Source organism: Luteimonas padinae, from assembly GCF_014652935.1.
Taxonomy (GTDB): Bacteria; Pseudomonadota; Gammaproteobacteria; order Xanthomonadales; family Xanthomonadaceae; genus Luteimonas; species Luteimonas padinae.
In genome coordinates, this window is record NZ_BMZT01000003.1 from 73,024 (window position 1) to 92,943 (window position 19,920).

General features: G+C 71.1%; 18 protein-coding genes. 14 read left to right on the plus strand and 4 right to left on the minus strand.

What is annotated here, in order from left to right; translation table 11 throughout:
- The first annotated feature begins 67 nt into the window (after positions 1 to 67).
- The 6 genes from rsmD (at position 68) to IE168_RS03910 (ending at position 4,986) form a co-directional block, all read left to right on the plus strand.
- The gene (gene rsmD / locus IE168_RS03885; RefSeq protein WP_189495438.1) at positions 68 to 664 is read left to right on the plus strand and encodes a 16S rRNA (guanine(966)-N(2))-methyltransferase RsmD; all 597 of its coding nucleotides are present in this window, start codon (positions 68 to 70) and stop codon (positions 662 to 664) included.
- A gap of 67 nt (positions 665 to 731) precedes the next feature.
- Positions 732 to 1,232, plus strand: coding sequence for a pantetheine-phosphate adenylyltransferase (gene coaD, locus IE168_RS03890; protein WP_189495441.1), 501 nt, complete (start codon positions 732 to 734; stop codon positions 1,230 to 1,232).
- Positions 1,233 to 1,269: 37 nt separating this feature from the next.
- Positions 1,270 to 1,767 (plus strand): hypothetical protein, encoded by a 498-nt coding sequence (locus IE168_RS03895; protein ID WP_189495443.1) that lies wholly within the window; start codon positions 1,270 to 1,272, stop codon positions 1,765 to 1,767.
- Positions 1,768 to 1,833: 66 nt separating this feature from the next.
- Positions 1,834 to 2,088, plus strand: coding sequence for a YfhL family 4Fe-4S dicluster ferredoxin (locus IE168_RS03900; protein ID WP_189495444.1), 255 nt, complete (start codon positions 1,834 to 1,836; stop codon positions 2,086 to 2,088).
- On the plus strand, positions 2,085 to 3,863 hold the full coding sequence (ggt, locus tag IE168_RS03905) for a gamma-glutamyltransferase (protein ID WP_386660070.1): 1,779 nt from the start codon (positions 2,085 to 2,087) through the stop codon (positions 3,861 to 3,863). The genes IE168_RS03900 and ggt overlap by 4 nt, the downstream gene beginning before the upstream one ends.
- Positions 3,864 to 4,077: 214 nt before the next feature.
- Complete coding sequence (locus tag IE168_RS03910) at positions 4,078 to 4,986, plus strand: MBL fold metallo-hydrolase (protein ID WP_189495446.1); 909 nt, start codon at positions 4,078 to 4,080, stop codon at positions 4,984 to 4,986.
- A 3-nt stretch (positions 4,987 to 4,989) separates the two neighbouring features.
- Here the strand turns inward: IE168_RS03910 and IE168_RS03915 are convergent, their stop codons facing one another.
- From IE168_RS03915 to IE168_RS03925, 3 genes are all read right to left on the minus strand, one after another.
- Positions 4,990 to 5,643: a winged helix-turn-helix domain-containing protein gene (locus IE168_RS03915; RefSeq protein ID WP_189495448.1), complete on the minus strand. Its 654-nt coding sequence runs from the start codon at positions 5,641 to 5,643 to the stop codon at positions 4,990 to 4,992.
- 72 nt (positions 5,644 to 5,715) lie between these two features.
- Positions 5,716 to 6,345, minus strand: a complete 630-nt coding sequence (upp, locus tag IE168_RS03920; RefSeq protein WP_189495451.1) for a uracil phosphoribosyltransferase — start codon at positions 6,343 to 6,345, stop codon at positions 5,716 to 5,718.
- A 124-nt stretch (positions 6,346 to 6,469) separates the two neighbouring features.
- The gene (locus tag IE168_RS03925; protein WP_189495453.1) at positions 6,470 to 8,788 is read right to left on the minus strand and encodes a TonB-dependent receptor plug domain-containing protein; all 2,319 of its coding nucleotides are present in this window, start codon (positions 8,786 to 8,788) and stop codon (positions 6,470 to 6,472) included.
- A 266-nt stretch (positions 8,789 to 9,054) separates the two neighbouring features.
- Between IE168_RS03925 and IE168_RS03930 the strand changes: the two genes are divergently transcribed.
- On the plus strand, positions 9,055 to 10,434 hold the full coding sequence (locus tag IE168_RS03930; protein ID WP_189495860.1) for a purple acid phosphatase family protein: 1,380 nt from the start codon (positions 9,055 to 9,057) through the stop codon (positions 10,432 to 10,434).
- A 14-nt stretch (positions 10,435 to 10,448) separates the two neighbouring features.
- Positions 10,449 to 10,685 (plus strand): inorganic diphosphatase, encoded by a 237-nt coding sequence (locus IE168_RS03935; protein WP_189495454.1) that lies wholly within the window; start codon positions 10,449 to 10,451, stop codon positions 10,683 to 10,685.
- Between the two features lie 667 nt (positions 10,686 to 11,352).
- Here IE168_RS03935 and IE168_RS03940 read toward each other — a convergent pair.
- Positions 11,353 to 12,849: an aminotransferase class III-fold pyridoxal phosphate-dependent enzyme gene (locus IE168_RS03940; protein ID WP_189495457.1), complete on the minus strand. Its 1,497-nt coding sequence runs from the start codon at positions 12,847 to 12,849 to the stop codon at positions 11,353 to 11,355.
- A 136-nt stretch (positions 12,850 to 12,985) separates the two neighbouring features.
- On the opposite strand from IE168_RS03940, the gene IE168_RS03945 reads away from it, so the two are divergent.
- The 6 genes from IE168_RS03945 (at position 12,986) to tgt (ending at position 19,864) form a co-directional block, all read left to right on the plus strand.
- Positions 12,986 to 13,417, plus strand: a complete 432-nt coding sequence (locus IE168_RS03945; protein ID WP_189495459.1) for an Lrp/AsnC family transcriptional regulator — start codon at positions 12,986 to 12,988, stop codon at positions 13,415 to 13,417.
- 7 nt (positions 13,418 to 13,424) lie between these two features.
- Entirely contained in the window at positions 13,425 to 14,456 is a 1,032-nt protein-coding gene (gene queA / locus IE168_RS03950) for a tRNA preQ1(34) S-adenosylmethionine ribosyltransferase-isomerase QueA (RefSeq protein WP_189495461.1), read from the plus strand.
- Between the two features lie 74 nt (positions 14,457 to 14,530).
- Complete coding sequence (locus IE168_RS03955) at positions 14,531 to 15,646, plus strand: Fe(3+) ABC transporter substrate-binding protein (RefSeq protein ID WP_229823087.1); 1,116 nt, start codon at positions 14,531 to 14,533, stop codon at positions 15,644 to 15,646.
- A 12-nt stretch (positions 15,647 to 15,658) separates the two neighbouring features.
- Entirely contained in the window at positions 15,659 to 17,386 is a 1,728-nt protein-coding gene (locus tag IE168_RS03960) for an ABC transporter permease (protein WP_229823088.1), read from the plus strand.
- Entirely contained in the window at positions 17,383 to 18,396 is a 1,014-nt protein-coding gene (locus IE168_RS03965; protein ID WP_229823089.1) for an ABC transporter ATP-binding protein, read from the plus strand. The genes IE168_RS03960 and IE168_RS03965 overlap by 4 nt, the downstream gene beginning before the upstream one ends.
- A gap of 337 nt (positions 18,397 to 18,733) precedes the next feature.
- A complete protein-coding gene (gene tgt / locus IE168_RS03970) occupies positions 18,734 to 19,864 on the plus strand; it encodes a tRNA guanosine(34) transglycosylase Tgt (protein WP_189495465.1) in 1,131 nt (376 codons plus the stop codon).
- The last annotated feature ends 56 nt before the right edge of the window (positions 19,865 to 19,920 follow it).

Consider the following 19,920-nt stretch of genomic DNA (forward strand, 5'->3'; position numbering starts at 1 on the left):
CGCGATCGGACCAGGCGGGAACGGGGGAGGGTGCGCATGTGCGCACAAGCGCGGACAATGCCGCGTCATGGTACCACCCAGCCCTCGCGCGCCCTCCCGTTCCGCGGCCTCCGGCAGCGTGCGCATCATCGCCGGCCGCTGGCGCGGATCGAAGCTGCCGGTGGCGTCCGCGCCCGGCCTGCGGCCGACCTCGGACCGCGCCCGCGAAACCCTGTTCAACTGGCTGCAGCCGGTGCTGCCGGGCGCGCGCGTGCTCGACCTGTTCGCCGGCAGCGGCGCGCTGGGCCTCGAGGCGCTGTCGCGTGGCGCGCGCGAGGCGCTGCTGGTGGAGCGCGATCCCGCGCTGGCGCAGTCGCTGCGCGACACCTGCGCGCGGCTGGATGCCGGCGATGCCGCCACGGTGCTGCGCGCCGACGCGCTGGAGCTGCTGCGCGCGCCGCTGCACGGCCGCTTCGACCTGGTGTTCCTCGACCCTCCCTTCGATTCCGGCGCCTGGGACGCCGCGCTGGAGCGGCTCGGCCCCTGGGTCGCGGACGAGGCCTGGCTCTACATCGAGTCGCCGTCGGCCACCCCGGCGGCACCCGGCGCCGGCTGGCGCCTGCACCGCGAGTCCTCGACCCGCGACGCGCGCCACGCCCTGTTCCGGCGCGCGCCGGCACCCTGACCAGCGTCGTGCCGCGCTGATACACTCCGGCCGGCGGATCAGCACCCCGAGCACGGCGCACACAGGCATGAGCACAGCCCGAAACAGGATCGCCGTCTATCCCGGCACCTTCGATCCGATCACCAACGGCCACGTCGACCTGGTCGACCGCGCCGCGCCGCTGTTCGACCGCCTGATCGTGGGTGTGGCCGAGAGCCCGGCCAAGGGCCCGGCGCTGGAGCTCGGCCTGCGCGTCGACCTCGCGCGCCAGGCGCTGGCCCACCACGCCAACGTCGAGGTCCGCGGCTTCGATTCGCTGCTTGCCCACTTCGTCTCCGACGTCGGCGGCGGCGTGCTGCTGCGCGGCCTGCGCGCGGTGTCCGACTTCGAATACGAATTCCAGCTGGCGAGCATGAACCGCCACCTCATTCCCGAGGTGGAGACGCTGTTCCTGACGCCGGCCGAACAGTACGGCTTCATATCCTCGTCGCTGGTGCGCGAGATCTCCCGCCTCGGCGGTGACGTCTCGGGCTTCGTGCCGGCGGCGGTGGCCGAAGCGCTCCAGGCCGAATGGCGGCGCGCGGGATAGACTCACCACCAACGCAACGATCTCCTGGGGAACACGAATGAAGACCACCACCCGCCTGCTCCTGTCCGCCTGCCTCGCGCTGCCGCTGCTTGCGGCCTGCAAGAAGGAAGAGGCGCCCGTCGCCGTCGTCGCCGCGCCGCTGACCGCGCCGGCCACCGCCGACGACACCGCCTGGCGCGCCTACGTCTCCGACGTGGTGACGCGCAACATGGAAGGCATCGTCAACCAGCCCTACGTCTACTACCTGCCGGCACCGACAGGCGACGAGGCCGCCGACGCCGGCAACTACGAGCGCCTGTCCGACAAGGCCACCAGCGACGTGTCGCGCGGCATCGTGCGCGGCAACATGCTGGCCTATGCCTCGTCGGACTCGGCGAAGATGGCCGACATCATCGTCAACGCCTTCGCCGGCGTCGAACCCGACACCATGAAGGGCGTGCGCGTCGTGTTCATCGGCGCCGCTGCCGACCGCGAGCGCGTGTCCGCCGCCGTGGCCCCGGCCGCCGTGGAGTTCATCTTCGTCGAGGCGAAGTAAGCCCCCGCGTCCGCCGCCGGCCCCGTGCCGGCGGCGGCCCGCACGCCCAGGGTCTACAATGGCTCCATGGCGCTGCGCATCAACGAACTCTGCATCAACTGCGACGTCTGCGAGCCTGCGTGCCCCAACGAGGCCATCTCGCAGGGTGAAACCGTCTACGTCATCGATCCCTCGCGCTGCACCGAGTGCGTGGGCCATTTCGACGAGGCGCAGTGCGTCGTCGTCTGCCCGGTCGAGTGCATCGACCCGGATCCCGATGTTCCCGAAACCCACGACCAGCTGCTGGCCAAGTTCCTGCGGCTGACGGAGAAGGCTGCATGACGCCAATGACCCTGCTGCGCCGGATGGCGCTGCCGCTGCTGTTCGCCCTGGTGCCCGCGGGCGTGGTGGCGGCCGCCGATGGCCAGGCGCCAAAGGCCGCCGCGCATGCTGCTCCGGCGGCCGCGGCCACGCCTCCGGGCGCCGCGATCGCCTCGGCGCACGCGCTGGCCACCGATGCCGGCATGGAAGTGCTGGCCGACGGCGGCAACGCCTTCGACGCGGCGATCGCGGTGTCGGCGGTGCTGTCGGTGGTGGAGCCGATCAGCTCCGGCATCGGCGGCGGCGGCTTCTTCCTGCTGCACGATGCGAAGAGCGGCCGCGACGTCTTCGTCGACGCGCGCGAGACCTCGCCCGAGGCCGCGACGCCGGAGCGCTACCTCGATGCCGAGGGCGAGTTCGACCGCGACCGCGCCACCAACGGTGCCTGGTCGGCCGGCATCCCCGGCCTGCCCGCGGCCTTCGTCCACATCCAGCAGCAGTACGGCAGGCTGCCGCTGTCGCGCACGCTGGCGCCGGCGATCCGCATCGCGCGCGAGGGCTTCCCGGTGTACGGACGCATGGCGCGCGGCTACGAGGCGCGGCGCACGGTGATGGAGCGCTATCCCGGCACGCGCGAGGTCTACCTCGCCGGTGGTCGCCCGATCCGCGAAGGCGACCTGTTCCGCCAGCCCGACCTCGCGCGCACGCTCGAACAGCTGGCCGAGCGCGGCTTCGACGGCTTCTACGCCGGCGACGTCGGCGCGAAGCTGGTGGCGGGCGTCAACGCCGAAGGCGGACAGTGGACCGCCGCCGAACTCGCCGCCTACCGCGTGCGCGAGCGCGAGCCGGTCCGCTTCCGCTACCGCGACTGGGACATCGTCACCGCGCCGCCGCCGTCGTCCGGCGGCATCGCGCTGGCGCAGATGCTGCAGATCCTGGCGCCTTACGAGCTGAGCAAGCTGGACGAGGCGCACCGCACGCACCTGGTGGTCGAGGCGATGCGCCGCGCCTTCCGCGACCGCACCTTCTACCTGGGCGATCCCGATTTCGTGGACGTGCCGCAGCGGCTGCTCACGAGCCCCGATTACGCCGCCGGCCTGCGCGCCACCATCCATCCGGAGCGCGCCACGCCCAGCGACCTGCTGTCCGGCGCGCCGACGCCGCTCGAGGACGAGGAAACCACGCACTTCTCGATCATCGACGCCGAAGGCAACCGCGTCGGCGCGACCCAGACGGTGAACCTGCTCTACGGCTCCGGCCTGGTCGCGCCGGGCACCGGCGTGCTGCTCAACAACGAGATGGACGACTTCGCGCTCAAGCCGGGCACGCCGAACGCGTTCGGCGTGATGGGCTTCGACGCCAACGCGCCGGCGCCGGGCAAGCGCATGCTCAGCTCGATGGTGCCGACCTTCATGCTGTCCGACGACCGGATCGCCGTGCTCGGCACCCCGGGCGGCAGCCGCATCATCACCATGGTGCTGCTGGGCGTGCTCGGCTACGACGCCGGGCTGTCGGCGGCCGACGTCGCCGCGCTGCCGCGGTACCACCACCAGTGGATGCCGGACGCGATCCAGGCAGAGGCCGGCACCTTCGACGTGGCCACCGCGCAGGCACTGCGCGCGATGGGCCACACCGTGGTGCGCCCGGAGGACGAAGTGGCCGAGGGCCGCCGTTCCAGCGACGCCTGGGGCAACTTCCAGACCGTGGCCTGGGACATCGCCGGCAAGCGCATGGAAGCCGGGACCGACCCGCGCAACCCCGTGGGCAAGGCCGAAGTGCGCGCTACCAAGCCCTGACCACCGTCCGAGCCACCACCCTGGCCATGGTGCCATCGCCCCTGACCATGATCCCCACGATCCCTGACCATGATCCTGTAGGAGCAGCTACAGCTGCGACCGGAATCTCCAGGCGGGCATGAATTCGTCTGGGCCGGTGAACCGGGTCGCAGCTGTAGCTGCTCCTGCAGTGGCTGGTGGGCGACAAGTGGTGGACGGACACGAGGATATCCACATGAAACTCTGGTCGATCGAAGGCAATACCCAGCGGCTCGACGGCGGCTCGATGTTCGGCAACGCGCCGCGGGCGATGTGGTCGAAATGGATGGAGCCGGACGCGCAGAACCGCATCCGGCTCGCCACGCGTGCGCTGCTGGCGACGCCGTTCAATGGGCGCACGGTGCTGTTCGAGGCCGGCATCGGCGCCTTCTTCGAGCCGAAGCTGCGCGAGCGCTACGCCATCGGTGGCGACGGCCACGTGCTGCTGGATTCGCTGCGCGAGGCCGGCTTCGGCCACGAGGACATCGACGTGGTGGTGCTGAGCCACCTGCACTTCGACCACGCCGGCGGGCTGCTGTCGGCCTGGGAAGAGGGCCGGGACCCGGAGCTGCTGTTCCCCAACGCCACCTTCGTGATCGGCCGCGAGCAGTGGGAGCGCGCGCGCGATCCGCACCCGCGCGATCGCGCCAGCTACATCCCGGCGCTGCTGCCGCTGCTCGAGGCCAGCGGCCGCGTGGAGCTGGTGGATCACGGCAGCGACCGCACGCCGGCGCTGGGCGACGCGGTGCGCTTCCACTGGAGCCACGGCCATACGCCGGGGATGATGCTGGCCGAGATCCTCGGCCCGGAGCGCCGCGACGACGGCCACCACGGCGGCGTGGTGTTCTGCGCCGACCTCGTGCCCGGGCTGCCCTGGGTGCACGTGCCAATCACCATGGGCTACGACCGCTGCGCCGAGACCCTGATCGACGAGAAGCAGGCCTTCCTCGACGACAAGTTCGCCCGCGGCGTGCACCTGTACTTCACCCACGATCCCGACTGCGCGCTCGCTCAGCTCGACCGCGACGCGCGCGGCCGGTTCAGCGGCGTGCACCAGGTGCAACGGCTGCAGGCGCGCAGCCTTGGAGCCAACGGCGCGGACTGAGGGTCAGCCGACGCCCGCGCGGTACAGCAGCCAGGCCAGGCAGCCGGCGAGCAGGCTGGCGAGGGCGGCGATCGTCCACGGCAGCCAGACCCGCCAGGCGGCGCGCGGCCCGTGCCGCGGAATCCCCGCATCGTCTTTCCCGGGATCCGGCACCAAGTGGAGCGTCGACGTGGACGCCGAGGGGGCCGGCACGCCATCGCGCGACGTCGCCTGGCCATGCGCCGCCCCGTTCCGCAGTCCCGGTGGCCGGTGCGCGGCCGGTGCCGGCATCGGCGGCAGCAGCGTCGCCGGCAACGCCAGGCGGTAGCCCTCGCCATAGATGGTCTGCAGGACGTTGCCGTGCGGGTCGCCGAGCGCCACGCGAAGGCGGCGCATGACCTTGGACACCGCGCTGTCGAAAACGGCCTCGGCGCCCGGCCAGGCTTCGGCGATCAGGTGGGCGCGCGGCACCACGGAATCGGCCTGCCGCAGCAGGCATTCCAGCACCGCGAGCGCGCGCGGATCCAGCTCCATGCGGCGCTCACCGCTGTGCAGGCTGCGGGACGCGGGCACGAGGCGGTAGCGGCCGAACAGCCATTCCCCCGCCGGCGGCGCGTGGGCGGGCGGGATCGGGCCCTCGGGGGCCGGAGGCGTCGGCGGCAGCGGAGCGGTGGCCACATCCCGGGCAACGCGGGATGCCCGGGGGGCAGGACAGCGTGGACGCGCGCCGTGCGCCCGCGCAACGTCCCCTCAGGCGCGGGTGCCGAAGATCTTGTCGCCGGCGTCGCCAAGGCCGGGGAGGATGTAGCCCAGTTCGTTCAGGCGCTCGTCGATCGACGCCACGTAGACCTCGACGTCGGGATGGCGGGCCCCGAGCGCCCGCAGGCCCTCCGGTGCGGCCACCAGGAACAGCCCCTTGATCCGCGTGCAGCCGGCCTTCTTCAGCATGTCGACCGTGGCCACCAGCGTGCCGCCCGTGGCCAGCATCGGGTCGAGGATCAGCGCGGTGCGGTCGGCCATGTCGCCCACCAGGTTCTCGTAGTAGGCCATGGCCTCGAGGGTGGATTCGTCGCGGCGGATGCCGACCACGCCGACCTTGGCCGCGGGGATCAGCTCCAGCACGCCGGGCAGCATGCCCAGGCCTGCGCGCAGGATCGGCACCAGGGTGATCTTGCGGCCCTTGATGCGGCGCACGCGCACCGGGCCGGCCCAGCCTTCGACCTCGGCATCCTCGCATTCGAGGTCGGCGGTGGCCTCGTAGGTGAGCAGCGCCGCGACCTCGCCCGCGAGCTCGCGGAAGGTCTTGGTGCTGTTGTCGGCGCGGCGCATCAGGCCGAGCTTGTGCTGCACGAGGGGATGGCGGACTTCGACGATCTTCAACGTTGCGGTGCCTGGGGAGCGATGCCGGAAGTCTGCAACAAAGTCGCGGCCGTGTGCATGCCGGCCACGAAAAAGCCGGCCATCGGGCCGGCTTTTCCGTGGTCCGGTGGGCAGGGCGCCCGGCTCAGAACGCCCAGCGCATGACCAGCTGGTAGCTGGGGCCGGCTTCTTCGGTCTCCAGCTCGAACTCGTCGTAGTCGCGCGCGAACTGGTCTTCCAAGGTGTTGAACTTGTGGAAGACCTCGTCCTTCGACGCGTCCAGCAGGTTCGCCGCGGTGAAGCGCAGCGAGAAGCTGTTGCCGAACCGCTTCTCGACGAAGGCTTCGAGGTCCTCGCCGTAGCTGATGGTGACCTCCTCGCCGACGATGCGCTCGTATGCGTCGCCCTGCTTGCGGTACGACAGGCCGAAGCTGGCGTCGAGCGTCGGCAGGTCCTGGATGAAGCCGACGTTGAAGGTCGATTTGGCCTGGTTGTTGAAGCGGCGCTCGCCCATGAAGTCGTCGACATCGGACTTCACGTAGGCGTAGTTCATGAACACGCCGGTGTTCTCCATGCCGAAGGCCCCCAGCGGGGTGGACAGGTCGAACTCGAGGCCGTAGACCTTGCCGCTGCCGACGTTGGCCGAGGTGAACACCCAGCTGTTGGCGGGCTCGGCGGCCATGGCCTCCTCGATGGTGGCGTACTCGCCATCGTCCACCAGGTCCTCCCAGGTGCCGATCATTTCATCGCTGGGCTCGCCGGTGTTGACCAGCTCGATCAGGTTGTCGATGTCGCGGTAGAAGAGGTTGATGCCGACCACGCCACGGCGGCCGAGGCGGTGCTCGTAGCCGAGGTCGAGGCCGTTGGCGGTCTCAGGGTCGAGGTGCGGGTTGCCGATGTAGTCGTTGTCGCCGTACTCGCCGTCGAGCAGCGCTGGGATCAGCGCGTTGAAGTCCGGGCGCTTGATGCTCCGGGCCAGCGACAGGCTGATGCGGTCGGCGTCGGTCAGGTCCCACTTCAGGTGCAGCGACGGCAGCAGCTCGCCGTAGTCCTTGGACACGCGGACGAGGTCGCCGTCCTGGCTGGACTCGATGTCCGAATCGGTGCGCTCGTAGCGCAGGCCGGCTTCCCAGGCCATCACGCCGGTGCCGCCGGAGAACATGAGGTACGGGTCGATCCGCGTCTCCTCGATCAGGCTGCCGACCATGGTGTCGGGCTGGTACACCACCGGGTCGCCTTCGTTGTCGGCGGCGAACTCGTAGTAGGCGTGGTCGATCTCGCGCTCCTTGGCACGGTAGTCGACGCCGAACTGCATCTCGGTGCCGCCGAGCCAGCGCTTGTGCGCGATCTTGAAGCTGGTCTCGGTGTCGCTGGCGTCGATGTCCAGGCGCTCGGCCTCGGACTCGTCCCACTCGCCGTCGACGTAGGCGTGCGCCTCTTCCGTCTCGATGCTGCTGTCCTCGAACCTGGCGTAGTCGAAGTCCAGCTCGGTGGTGCCGCCGGCCATGTCGAAGCGGTACTCGGCGCCGATGCCCCAGTTCTTCTGGTCCACGGTGCTGAAGCCGGGAACGTCGGCGGTGATCACCTCGCCGTCGTCGTATTCCTCCTCGTACGACACCTCGGTCACGTCGCGGTCGGTCTTGACGTAGAAGCCGTCGATGCTCAGCCGCCCGGTCTCGCCGACGTCGGCGGTGTACGAGACGTTGCCGGAGTAGTCGCGGCCGTCCTTGATCTCCTCCTGGTCCTCCCAGCTGACCAGCTCCTGCATCGACGGGTCGGAGAAGCGGTCGGAGCGCTTGTACTTGCCGCGGTAGCGGTCCTGCACGTTGATGCCGCCGAGGATGCGTCCGCCCAGGGCCTCGCCGCTGGCGACTGCGCCGAAGGACGGGTTGACTTCGCCGTCGTCCCAGCGGGTCGCGCCCAGGCGCAGGTAGCCGCCGTCGAACTCGTAGGCGTCGCGCAGCACGATGTTGATCGCGCCGGCCACCGCGTCGCCGGAGCGGTTGGCGCTGTTGCTGCGCAGGACCTCGATGCGGTCGACCATCTCGGCCGGGATGCGGTCGATCCAGAACGAGCGGTCGTCGCCGGCGCCGGGCACCTTCTTGCCGTTGATCAGGACCTGGGTGTAGCCGCCGGCGAGGCCGCGCAGCTGCACGCCGTCGTATTCCATGATGTCGGAGCCGACGAAGGCGGCGCCCGGCACGCGCTTGACCATGTCGCCGACGGTCGTGGGTTCGAAGCGCTGGAAATACTCGAGGTCGTAGCTCAGCACCGGCTCGATGTCCGCGGTGCGGTTGCGATAGGCGATTTCGCCCTGCACCACGACCGAATCGAGCTGCTTGGGGTCGGGGGCCGCATCGGTGGAGCCGTCCAGGGCCGCGTCCTGTGCGAACGCGGCGGGTGCCGCCAGCGCGAACAGAAGTGCCTGCGAGAGGAGGGTGGTCTTGAGGGTGTTGCGGATCATGCGAGTCAGGCCCGGGTGCGTAGTCATCCGGGTATTGAATGTCGCTTCCATGGCAGGAATGTGACCGTGGACGGACCGCATGGCGCGCATCCGCGGCAGCGGGACTGCGGGCTGCAACAAGTCCGTCATACAGCGGCCGGAAACTTTGCGGTTTCATGACATTCCTTTCGCAAGGTCGATCCACGATGCCCAGGTTCCTGCTGTCCGCCGCCGTCCCACCGCTCCTGCACGCACGTCCGCGCGCGTCGAATCCCCTGCTGCTCGCGATGCTGCTGGCACTGCCGTTCGCGGCGGGCGCGGAGGGATCGGCGACGGGCACGGCCCGCGCGGTCGAGCCGAACACGCTCGTGCCCGCGGGCGACCTGCGCTACGCACCGGCCGCGCAGCCCGACCGCATCGTCGCTTCGCCCGCGGCCGATCCCGCGCGCGGCTTCCAGGTGTCCTGGCGCACGTCCGCGGGCGTGCAGGCGCCGAGGCTGGAGCTCGTGGTGGCGGGCGATTCGCCCGACGTGGGCGAGCCGCGCCGGCTTGTCGCGCGCACCTCGGTGTTCGGGACGGAGAACGGCGTCGGCCACCAGCACCGGGTGGAGGTCGACGGGCTGCAGCCGGACACGCTGTACGCCTTCCGCGTGCAGGGCGCCGGCGGCTGGTGGAGCCCGTGGCGGCAGCTGCGCACCGCGGCCGAGCCCGGCATGCCGCTTGAGTTCCTGTACTTCGGCGACACCCAGAACAAGAACGCCAGCCACGGCAGCCGCGTGTTGCTGGAAGCGCTGCGGCATGCGCCCGATGCCCGCCTGGCACTGTTCGCCGGCGACCTGGTCAGCGGTGGCGACGGCGAGGACGACAACGAATGGGGCGAGTGGTTCGACATCGTCGCGCCGGTCGCCGCGACCATGCTGGTGGCGCCGGCGATGGGCAACCACGAGTACGCCGAGGAGTTCGAGGACACGCCGCAGGAGCGCCGCATGATGGGCGCGCACTGGCCGCACGCGTTCGCGCTGGCCGGCAACGGCGCCGCCGGCGCCGAGGCCTCGACCTACTGGTTCGACATGCACGACGCGCGCTTCGTGGTGCTCGACGGCACCTCCGCGCTCGACCTCGGCACCGCGCGCGCGCAGGCCGCGTGGCTGGACGGCGTACTGGGCGACGCCGGGTCGGGTGGCAGCCCGCGCGCCTGGACCATCGTCGTCGTGCACCAGCCGATGTTCTCGCCGCGCCAGGACCGCGACAACGCACTGCTGCGCGAGCATGTGCTTCCGGTGCTCGAGCGCCATCGCGTCGACCTGGTGCTGCAGGGCCACGACCACGTCTACGGCCGCCGCGGTGGCCTGGTGGAAGGGCAGGGCACGCCGCAGTACGTGGTGAGCGTGGCCGGTGCCAAGCAGTACCGGCTGTCGCCCGAGGCGCGCGCCACGATGGCGCCGGTGGCCGAGGACACCCAGCTGTACCAGCGGGTGCGCATCGACGGTGACGTGCTGCGCTACGAGGCGCGCACCGCCACCGGACGGCTGTACGACGCGTTTTCCATCGAGGGCGACCGGGCATCGGGCCGGCGCATCGTCGAGCACGTTGAAGGCCGCATCGACCAGCGCGACTGCACCCGCGCGGCCACCCTCAAGGGCCGCGCCGACCGCTGCTGGGAATGACGGCGACGGCGAGCATGCGCGGCTTCATCGCCGCCGCATGCCCGGCCCCGGGGGCACGCGCCCGGCCCCCGCACCGCGTACGGAGCCCCGGCATCGAAGCCTTCTTCCGCGCGTACAAGCAGCTCCCCGCCAAAGCGGCCGGCAGCGTCAGCCTGCAGGGCTGGGGCGACGCGGCCGAGGCGCTTCGGATGCTGGACGAAGCCGCGGCGCGCCATCGCGGCGCAAAAAAAAGAGGTTCATTTCCCAAGTGAGTAGGCTCGCGGTCGAGCCTGACTGTGGTGATGCTGGATTGGCATCTGCTGCGGCCAGAGATGCTTGCGGGGTTGGCAAGTCGGCTCCGTGATGGTGTACGCGGCCCGTCGCGCACACAGGGGGTGTGCTCCCCCGGCATCTCCGCGTCCTGCTCCCACTGCCGGCCGCCGGCCATCCATGGCCGGCTGTCCGCACACCCCCTGTGCGCGCGACGGGCTGTGGCCATGGTCGGCTCCGGGAACGATCGACGGCAACAGCAACAGCAACTGCAACAGCTACAGCAACTGCAACAGCAACCGCAACCGCAACCGAAGCGCCAACGTCCGCAGCAAGGCACACAACGATCCAGGCGGCAGCCGCTCGCAAACGGAAGGGCGGGTCAGAACTGGAAGGACTCGGTCAGGCAGGTCTGGCGTCTTCCCGGACCGCGGGGGAGGTGGTGCCCGGTGCGGGCGCAGGGGGGATGCCCAGAGCCGGCCATGGATGGCCGGCGGCCGGAAGTGGGAGCAGGACAGCGCAGATTCCGGCTGGGCATCCCCCCTGCGTCCGCGCCGGGCCGCCGCAGCCCGAAAAACACCAACGCGAACATTCCCCCGGTTGGGCGAAGAACCAAAAAAAGAGGCCGGCTCCTGAGAGCCGGCCCCCTGGTCAGCAGGCGCTGGCCGCTCAGGCCGCCGCCTTCACCTTCGGCCCTTCGAGCAGGGCGCGCCTGACCATCGACACCACCAGGTCCAGCTCGTCCTCGCCCATCTGGAAGCGCGGCGTGAAGCGCAGCGAGTTCTCGCCGCCGTGGATCACGCCCAGGCCCTGCTCGCGCAGCCACTCCTCGGTGGATCCCGCGCCATAGCCCTTGAACTCCGGCGACAGCTCGCAGGAGAACAGCAGGCCGGTGCCCTGGACCTTGGTGATCAGCCCGCCCAGCTCGGCCTTCAGCGCTTCGAGCTTCTCAATCGCCTGCGCGCCGCGGGTGCGGATGTTGGCGCGCACCTCCGGGGTGACCATGCCCAGCACCGCCACGCCGACGTCGGCCGCGCGCGGGTTGCCGGTCATGGTGTTGCCGTAGGTGCCGCGCTTGTAGATGCCGGCGGCGCGCTCGTTGACGGCCAGCACCGACAGCGGGAACTGGCCGGCGTTGAGCGCCTTGGAATAGGTCTCCATGTCCGGCGCTTCCTGGCCTTCGAAGCCCGGGTAGTCGACGATCGAGAGCGTGCCGGTGGCGCGCAGGCCGGCCTGGATCGAGTCGACCAGCAGCAGCGAACCGTGCGCCTTCGTCAGCTCGCGCGCGGCGGCGTAGAAGTCCACCGGCACGCTGCGGCCGGGGTCGCCTTCGCCCATCACCGGCTCCAGGAACATCGCCTCGATGAACCAGCCGTTCGCGTCGGCGTCGGCGAAGGCCTGCTTCAGCGCGTCGATGTCGTAGGGCGCCACCACCAGCACGCTGTCCTCGTGGCGGTAGCTGGCCAGCGCGCCCTCGTAGGCCTTGCGGGTGGAGTTGGAGTACAGCGCCGGGGCCTCGGTGCGGCCGTGGAAGGCGCCCTTGACCACCAGGCGCCTGATCGTGCGGCCGGCGTGACGCGCGCCCGGATCGGTCATGGATTTGGCGTTGGTATCGGCGATGCGCGCGGCCAGCGACACCGATTCCGATCCGGAGTTGAGGCACATGAAGGCGGCATACGGGCAGCCGCCGCGGCTGTGGCCGATCTCGGCGCGCAGGGCGCGGTCGAGGCGCAGCTGCGACAGGCTCGGCGTCATGATGTTGGCCAGCGCCTGCGGCTTCGCCATCGCGGCCAGCACCTGCTCCGGCGCGTGGCCGAAGCCGAGCATGCCGTAGCCGCCGGTGTCGTACAGCACCGCGCCCTTGAGGGTCACGATCCACGGGCCGCGGGCGGCGAGGGCGACGTAGGGGTTCACGCCGTCCTGCGGATAGAAGTTGACGTAGCCGGCCTGGATGGCGGCGATCTGGGCGTCCTCGTCGAGGTCGAGCAGGTCGCCGAAGTCGGCCTGGACGTGCGCGAACTCGGCCGCGGCGGCGTCGATGGCGGCGCGCAGCTCGGGATGGCCGGCGGCCAGGCGCTCGAGGGTGGCGTCGTCGAGGCCCGGGGTGCGGCGCTGGCCCTTGCGGGCGCGGAGCGGGGCGAGGGCGGCGGTCACGGTGGCGGTCATGGCGGTCTCTCCTGTACGGCTGCGGGCCGGGTGGCCGCGCGATTCCCCTATCGTATCGGCAGGCGTTCGTCGCTTGGTAGGTGCGTTCTGCTCGGAAACCCTGCTGTTTTCGGCGAATCGACGATAGAATCCGCGCATGAAGCTCAGTCCTGCCGACGAAGCCCTGCTGTCGCTGCTGCGCGAGGACGCGCGCATGCCCACCGCCGCGGTCGCGCGCCGGCTGCAGCTGTCGCGGACCACGGTGCAGAGCCGGATCGAGCGCCTCGAGCGCAGCGGCGTGATCGCCGGCTACACCGTGCGGGTGGACGACCAGCACGAGCGCGAACGCATCCGCGCGCTGATCATGATCACCGTGTTCCCCAAGCAGGCGCCGGCCGTGGTCGAGGCGCTGCGCCAGCTTCCCGGCGTGCGCGCGCTGCATTCAGTCAACGGCGCCTGGGACCTGGTGGCGATGGCGGTGGTGGCGACCATCGGCGGGATGGACGAGCTGACCGACCGCATCGGCGCCCTGGACGGCGTCGAGCGCACCACCTCGACGCTGCTGCTGTCGACCAAGTTCGAACGCTGAGGCCTGCTTGAAGAAGTCCGATTTTTCCTTCGACCTGCCGCAGGACCTGATCGCGCAGGCGCCGCTGGCCGAGCGTTCGGCCAGCCGCATGCTGGTGGTGCCGCCGGGCGATGCCGGGTACGACGACCGCCAGGTGCGCGAGCTGCCCGGGTTCCTGCGCGCCGGCGACCTGCTGGTGTTCAACGACACCCGGGTGATCCCGGCGCGGCTGTTCGGCCGCAAGCAGGGCAGCGGCGGGCGCGTGGAGATCCTGATCGAGCGCCTGCTGCCGGGCAACGAGGCCCGCGCCCAGGTCGGCGCCAGCAAGACGCCCAGGCCCGGAAACCTGATCGAGCTCGACGCCGGCGGCGTGGCCGAGGTGGTGGCCCGCGACGGCGGCTTCCACCACCTGCGTTTCCACGTCGACGGCGCGCTGCAGGCCTGGCTGGAGAAGGCCGGGCGCATGCCGCTGCCGCCCTACATCCAGCGCGAGCCGGGCGCCGACGACGCCGAGCGCTACCAGACCGTGTTCGCGCGCGAGGCCGGCGCAGTGGCGGCGCCCACGGCGGGCCTGCACTTCGACGAACCCCTGCTGGAAGCGCTGCGCGCGAAGGGCGTGGGCTTCGGCCACGTGACCCTGCACGTCGGCGCCGGCACCTTCCAGCCGATGCGCGTGGACGACGTGCGCGAGCACCGCATGCACAGCGAGTGGATCAACGTCGGCGCGGCGCTGGTGGAGCAGGTGCGGCGCACCCGCGAGGCCGGGGGCCGGGTGGTGGCCGTGGGCACCACGGTGATGCGGGCGATGGAGTCGGCCACCGTGGACGGCGAGCTGCACCCCTTCGCCGGCGAGACCGCCATTTTCATCGTGCCCGGCTACCGCATCACCTCGGCCGACATCCTGCTGACCAACTTCCACCTGCCCGAGTCGACACTGCTGATGCTGGTGTCGGCGTTCGCGGGGCGCGAACGGGTGCTGGCGGCCTATGCGCACGCCGTGCGCGAGCGCTACCGCTTCTTCTCCTACGGCGACGCAATGCTGCTGCACCGGCACGATTGAGTCGCTGCTTGTCGAGTATCATTCTCATTTGAGCGGCGCCTGCCGCGCCCCACGCACGCACCAGGGAGATGCCCGTGAAGTCTTCGTTCCGCCTTCCCCGCGCCGCGCTTGCCAGCGCCTGCGCCGCGTTCCTGCTCGCCGCCTGCGGCGGGCAGCCCGCCGACGTCGCCGGCTCCGATGCCGCGCCCGCTCAGGCCGCAGGCGCCGATGCCGCCGCGGATGCGCCGCAGGCCGGCGGCGAGGTCAACCTCTACACCACGCGCGAGCCCGGCCTGATCCAGCCGCTGCTCGACGCCTTCACCGCCAGCTCCGGCATCAAGGTCAACACCGTGCTGCTCAAGGACGGCCTGCTCGAGCGCCTGGGTGCCGAAGGCGAGCGCTCGGTGGCCGACGTGCTGATGGTGGTCGACACCGGCAACATGCTCGACCTGGTCGAAGCCGGCCACACCCAGCCGCTGCAGTCCGAGGTCCTGGAAGCCGCGATCCCGGCGCACCTGCGCGGCGCCGACGACCAGTGGTTCGCGATGAGCCTGCGCGACCGCGTGCTGTACGCGCACAATGACCTCGACCTCGAGTCCTTCCACTACGAAGACCTGGCCGACCCGCAGTGGAAGGGCAAGGTCTGCATCCGCTCCGGCCAGCACCCGTACAACACCAGCCTGTTCGCGGCGATGATCGCCCACCACGGCGCCGAGGCCACTGAAACCTGGCTGCGCGGCGTCAAGGCCAACCTGGCGCGCAAGGCCGCCGGCGGCGACCGCGACGTGGCCCGCGACATCCTCGCCGGCATCTGCGACATCGGCATCGCCAACGCCTACTACGTCGGCCGCATGAAGAACGCCGAGCCGGGCAGCGAGCAGCACCAGTGGGGCGAGGCGATCAAGGTCATCCGCCCGACCTTCAACGTCGACAACGGCGGCACCCACGTCAACATCAGCGGCGCCGCGCTGGCGGCGCATTCGCCCAACCGCGACAACGCGGTGAAGCTGATGGAGTACCTGGTGTCCGACGAAGCGCAGAGCCTGTATGCGCGCGCCAACTACGAATACCCGGTGAAGGCCGGCGTCGAGCTCGATCCGGTGGTGGCCAGCTTCGGCACGCTGACGGTCGACCCGCTGCCGCTGACCGAGGTGGTGGCCAACCGCCGCGAGGCCAGCGCGCTGGTCGACAAGGTCGGCTTCGACAACTGATCCGGCGGCGGCATGGCGGCGACGGGAATGCCCGCGGGTGCGCTGCACCCGGTGGTCCACGGCGTGTCCCGTCGCGGCCTGCGCCGGCTGCTGCCCGAAGGCCCGTGGCAGTGGGCGGCGGTGGCGGTCGCGGCGCTGGTGCTGCTGCCGCTGGCCTCGCTGTGCTGGACCGCGCTCCAGGGCGGGCAGGAGGGCCTGTGGAGCCACGTGGCGCGCTATGTGCTCCCGGGCGCGGCGCGCAACACGCTGGCGCTGCTGGTCGGCGTCGGCGCGCTGGTGGTGGCGATCGGCACCGGCGCGGCCTGGCTGGTGACGGCCTTCGACTTCCCGGGGCGACGTACGGTCGCCTGGGCGCTGCTGCTGCCGCTGGCGGTGCCGACCTACATCGTCGCCTTCGCCTACCTGGACCTGCTGCATCCGCTGGGCCCGGTGCAGGGGCTGGTGCGCGACCTGCTCGGTTACGACAGCCCGCGTGACTTCCGGCTCCCGGACATCCGCGGCCTGGCCGGCTGCATCGTGCTGCTGGGCTTCGTGCTCTATCCCTACGTCTACCTGACCACGCGCGCGATGTTCATGACCCAGGCCGCCGGCCTGCTGGACGCGGCGCGCACGCTCGGTGCCACGCCGGCGCAGGTGTTCCGGCGCGTGGCGCTGCCGCTGGCGCGGCCGGCGATCGCGGTCGGCACGGCGCTGGCGCTGATGGAGGTGCTCAACGACATCGGCGCCTCCGAGTTCCTGGGCGTGCAGACCATGACGGTGGCGGTCTACACCACCTGGGTGACGCGCTCGGACCTGCCGGGCGCGGCGCAGATCGCGCTGGCGATGCTGGCGATCGTGGTGGCGCTGCTGGCGCTGGAGCGCCACGCGCGCCGGCGCCAGCGCTACGCGGCGGGCGAGCGCCCGCGTCCGATGCGTCCGCGCCGCCTGCGCGGCGGGGCGGCGGCGCTGGCGCTGGCGCTGGGCCTGTTCCCGGTGCTGGTGGGCTTCCTGCTTCCCGCCGGCTATCTGGCCTGGGAGGCGTTCGAGCGCGTCGTCCAACACGGGGTCTCGCCGCAGCTGCTGGCCAGCGCCGGCAACACCGTGGGCGTGGCGGCCGCCGCCACCGTGGTGACCCTGGCCGCGGGCCTGGTGCTGGGCTGGTCGATGCGCCTGGCACAGGGGCGCCGGCGCACGGCCGGAGCGCTGCTGGCGCTGCGCGGCGGCAGTCTGGGCTATGCGGTGCCGGGCACGGTGCTGGCGATCGGCCTGCTGTTGCCGCTGGCCTGGTTCGACGACGCCGCCAATGTCGTGCTGGCCGCAGCCGGGATGACCCCGAAGATGCTGCTGATGGGCTCGGCGGCGGCGCTGGTGCTGGCCTATGCCGTGCGTTTCATGGCGATCGCCGCCGGCGGCATCGAGGCCGGGCTGGCGCGCATCCCGCCCAGCCTCGACCAGGCCGCGGCCAGCCTGGGCCACGCGCCGGGAGCCACGCTGCGCCGCATCCACCTGCCGCTGCTGCGGCCGGCGCTGGCCGCGGCGGCGCTGCTGGTGTTCGTGGACGCGATGAAGGAGCTGCCGGCCACGCTGCTGCTGCGGCCGCTGAATTTCGAGACCCTCGCGACCTGGCTCTACGCCGAAGCCTCGCGCGGGACGTACGAGGAAGGCGCGGTGGCGGCGCTGCTGATCGTCGCCGTCGGCCTGCTGCCGGTGGTGCTGCTCGCGCGCACCGGCGTGCGTTATGGACGGGAGAGGATGTCGTGACCGATGCGCTGCTGGACATCGCGGGCATCCGCGTCGGCTACCCGGCGCCGGGAGGCGGCACCAAGGTGGTGGTGGACGGCCTTTCGCTGTCGCTGGGTGCAGGCGGGATCGGCTGCCTGCTGGGCGCATCGGGCTGCGGCAAGACCACGGTGCTGCGCGCGGTGGCCGGCTTCGAGCCGGTGCTGGCGGGCCGCATCGACGTGCAGGGCCAGCGGGTGGCGGCGCCGGGGCTGTCGCTGCCGCCGGAGAAGCGCAGCGTCGGCATGATGTTCCAGGACTACGCGCTGTTCCCGCACATGGACGTCGCGGCCAACGTCGCCTTCGGCCTGCGCGGCCTGTCGCGCGTCGCGCAGCGGACGCGGGTGGCGGAGATGCTGGAGCTGGTCGGCCTGGCCGATCGTGGCGGCGCCTATCCGCACGAACTCTCCGGCGGCCAGCAGCAGCGCGTGGCGCTCGCCCGTGCGCTGGCGCCCGGCCCGGCGCTGCTGCTGCTCGACGAGCCCTTCTCCAACCTCGACACCGAGACCCGGCAGCAGCTGGCCGCGGAGCTGCGCGGGCTGCTCAAGGCCTCGGGCGCGACCGTGCTGATGGTGACCCACGACCAGTCCGAGGCCTTTGCCATGGCCGACCGGATCGGCGTCATGGACGGCGGCCACATCCTGCAGTGGGACTGCGCCGAAGCGCTGTACCGGCGCCCGCTGGACCGCTTCGTGGCCGGCTTCATCGGCCGCGGCACCCTGGTGCCGGCCGCGGCGCTGGGCCTTGGCTCGGGCGGCGACGTGCTGCTGCGCCCGCACGCCCTGCGCCCCGACCCGCAGGGCCCCCTGCAGGCCGAACTGGTAGCTCTGACCTTTCGCGGCCCTGGCCACGCCCTGGCCCTGCGCCTGGCCGGCGGCAGCCTGGTCGAGATCGACATCGACGACCCCGACGCCGCCACCCTGGCCGCCCAGCCTCCGGGCAGCCTCGTGCGCCTGAGCCTCCTTGATGTGGCGCCGGTTCGCTTCGATTGAGGGTCCTGGAGGAGCTTTTTTGCCACGGATTTACGCGGATTACGCGGATTTACACGGATAAAGCAAAAGCAACTGGATGTGCATGTAGGAGCAGCTACAGCTGCGACCCCGGGGAACCGCGGGTCCTGGAACATGGATCTCCAGACAAGTGCCACGTATCTGGCCAAGCTCCCTTCACGACTGCAGCCACTCCCAGAACCAGAATGGCTTCTGCTTTATCCGTGTAAATCCGCGTAATCCGCGTAAATCCGTGGCAAAGGCTTTTCCGACACCCCCAACGAAGCAAACGCCCCGCGGTTCCGCGACAATAGCCAGCCCCCACGACTCCAGGTTTCCGATGTCCCGCATGCAGTTCGAACTGCTGGCCACCGACGGCGATGCGCGCCGCGGGCGGCTGACCTTCCCGCGCGGCACCGTGGAGACGCCGGCGTTCATGCCGGTGGGCACCTACGGGACGGTCAAGGGCGTGCTGCCGGGGCAGGTGCGTGACCTGGGCGCCGAGATCATCCTCGGCAACACCTTCCATCTGTACCTGCGCCCGGGGCTGGAGGTGATCGAGGCCCACGGCGGCCTGCACGGCTTCGCGCGCTGGGACGGGCCGATCCTCACCGACTCCGGTGGGTTCCAGGTGTTCTCGCTGGCGCACCGCCGCAAGATCACCGAGCAGGGCGTGACCTTCGCCGCGCCCACCGACGGCTCTAAGGTGTTCCTCGGGCCCGAGGAGTCGATGCACATCCAGAAGGTGCTGGGCTCGGACATCGTGATGATCTTCGACGAGTGTCCGCCGGTGCAGAAGGACGGCCAGCCGGTCGACAAGCGCGTGATCGAGCGCTCGATGGAGCTGTCGCTGCGCTGGGCCGAACGCTCGAAGCGGGCGCACGAGGGCAACGACGCGGCGCTGTTCGGGATCGTGCAGGGCGGGGTGCACCACGACCTGCGCACGCGCTCGGCGGCGGGGCTGAAGGACATCGGCTTCGACGGCTACGCCATCGGCGGCCTGGCCGTGGGCGAGACCGAGGCCGAGCGCAACGCCATGCTCGAGCACACCTGCCCGCAGCTGCCCACCGACCGCCCGCGCTACCTGATGGGCGTGGGCCGGCCCGAGGACCTGGTCGACGGCGTCGCCCGCGGCGTGGACATGTTCGACTGCGTGATGCCGACCCGGAACGCGCGCAACGGGCACTACTTCACCTCCTTCGGCACCGTGCGCATCCGCAATTCGAAGTACGAACGCGACCTGCGCCCGATCGAGGAGGGCTGCGGCTGCCCGGCCTGCGCCGGCGGCTACACCCGCGCCTACCTGCGCCATCTGGACCGCTGCAACGAGATGCTGGGCCCGATCCTCGGCACCCTGCACAACCTCTGGTACTACCAGAAGCTCATGGCCGACATGCGCGCCGCGATCGCCTCGGGAACCTTCGAGGCCTTCAGGCGGTCTTTCCAAGCTGCCCGCGCCACCTCCGTGTAGGAGCAGCTACAGCTGCGACCCGACATGCCGGCCACTGCCCGTCGCAGCTGTAGCTG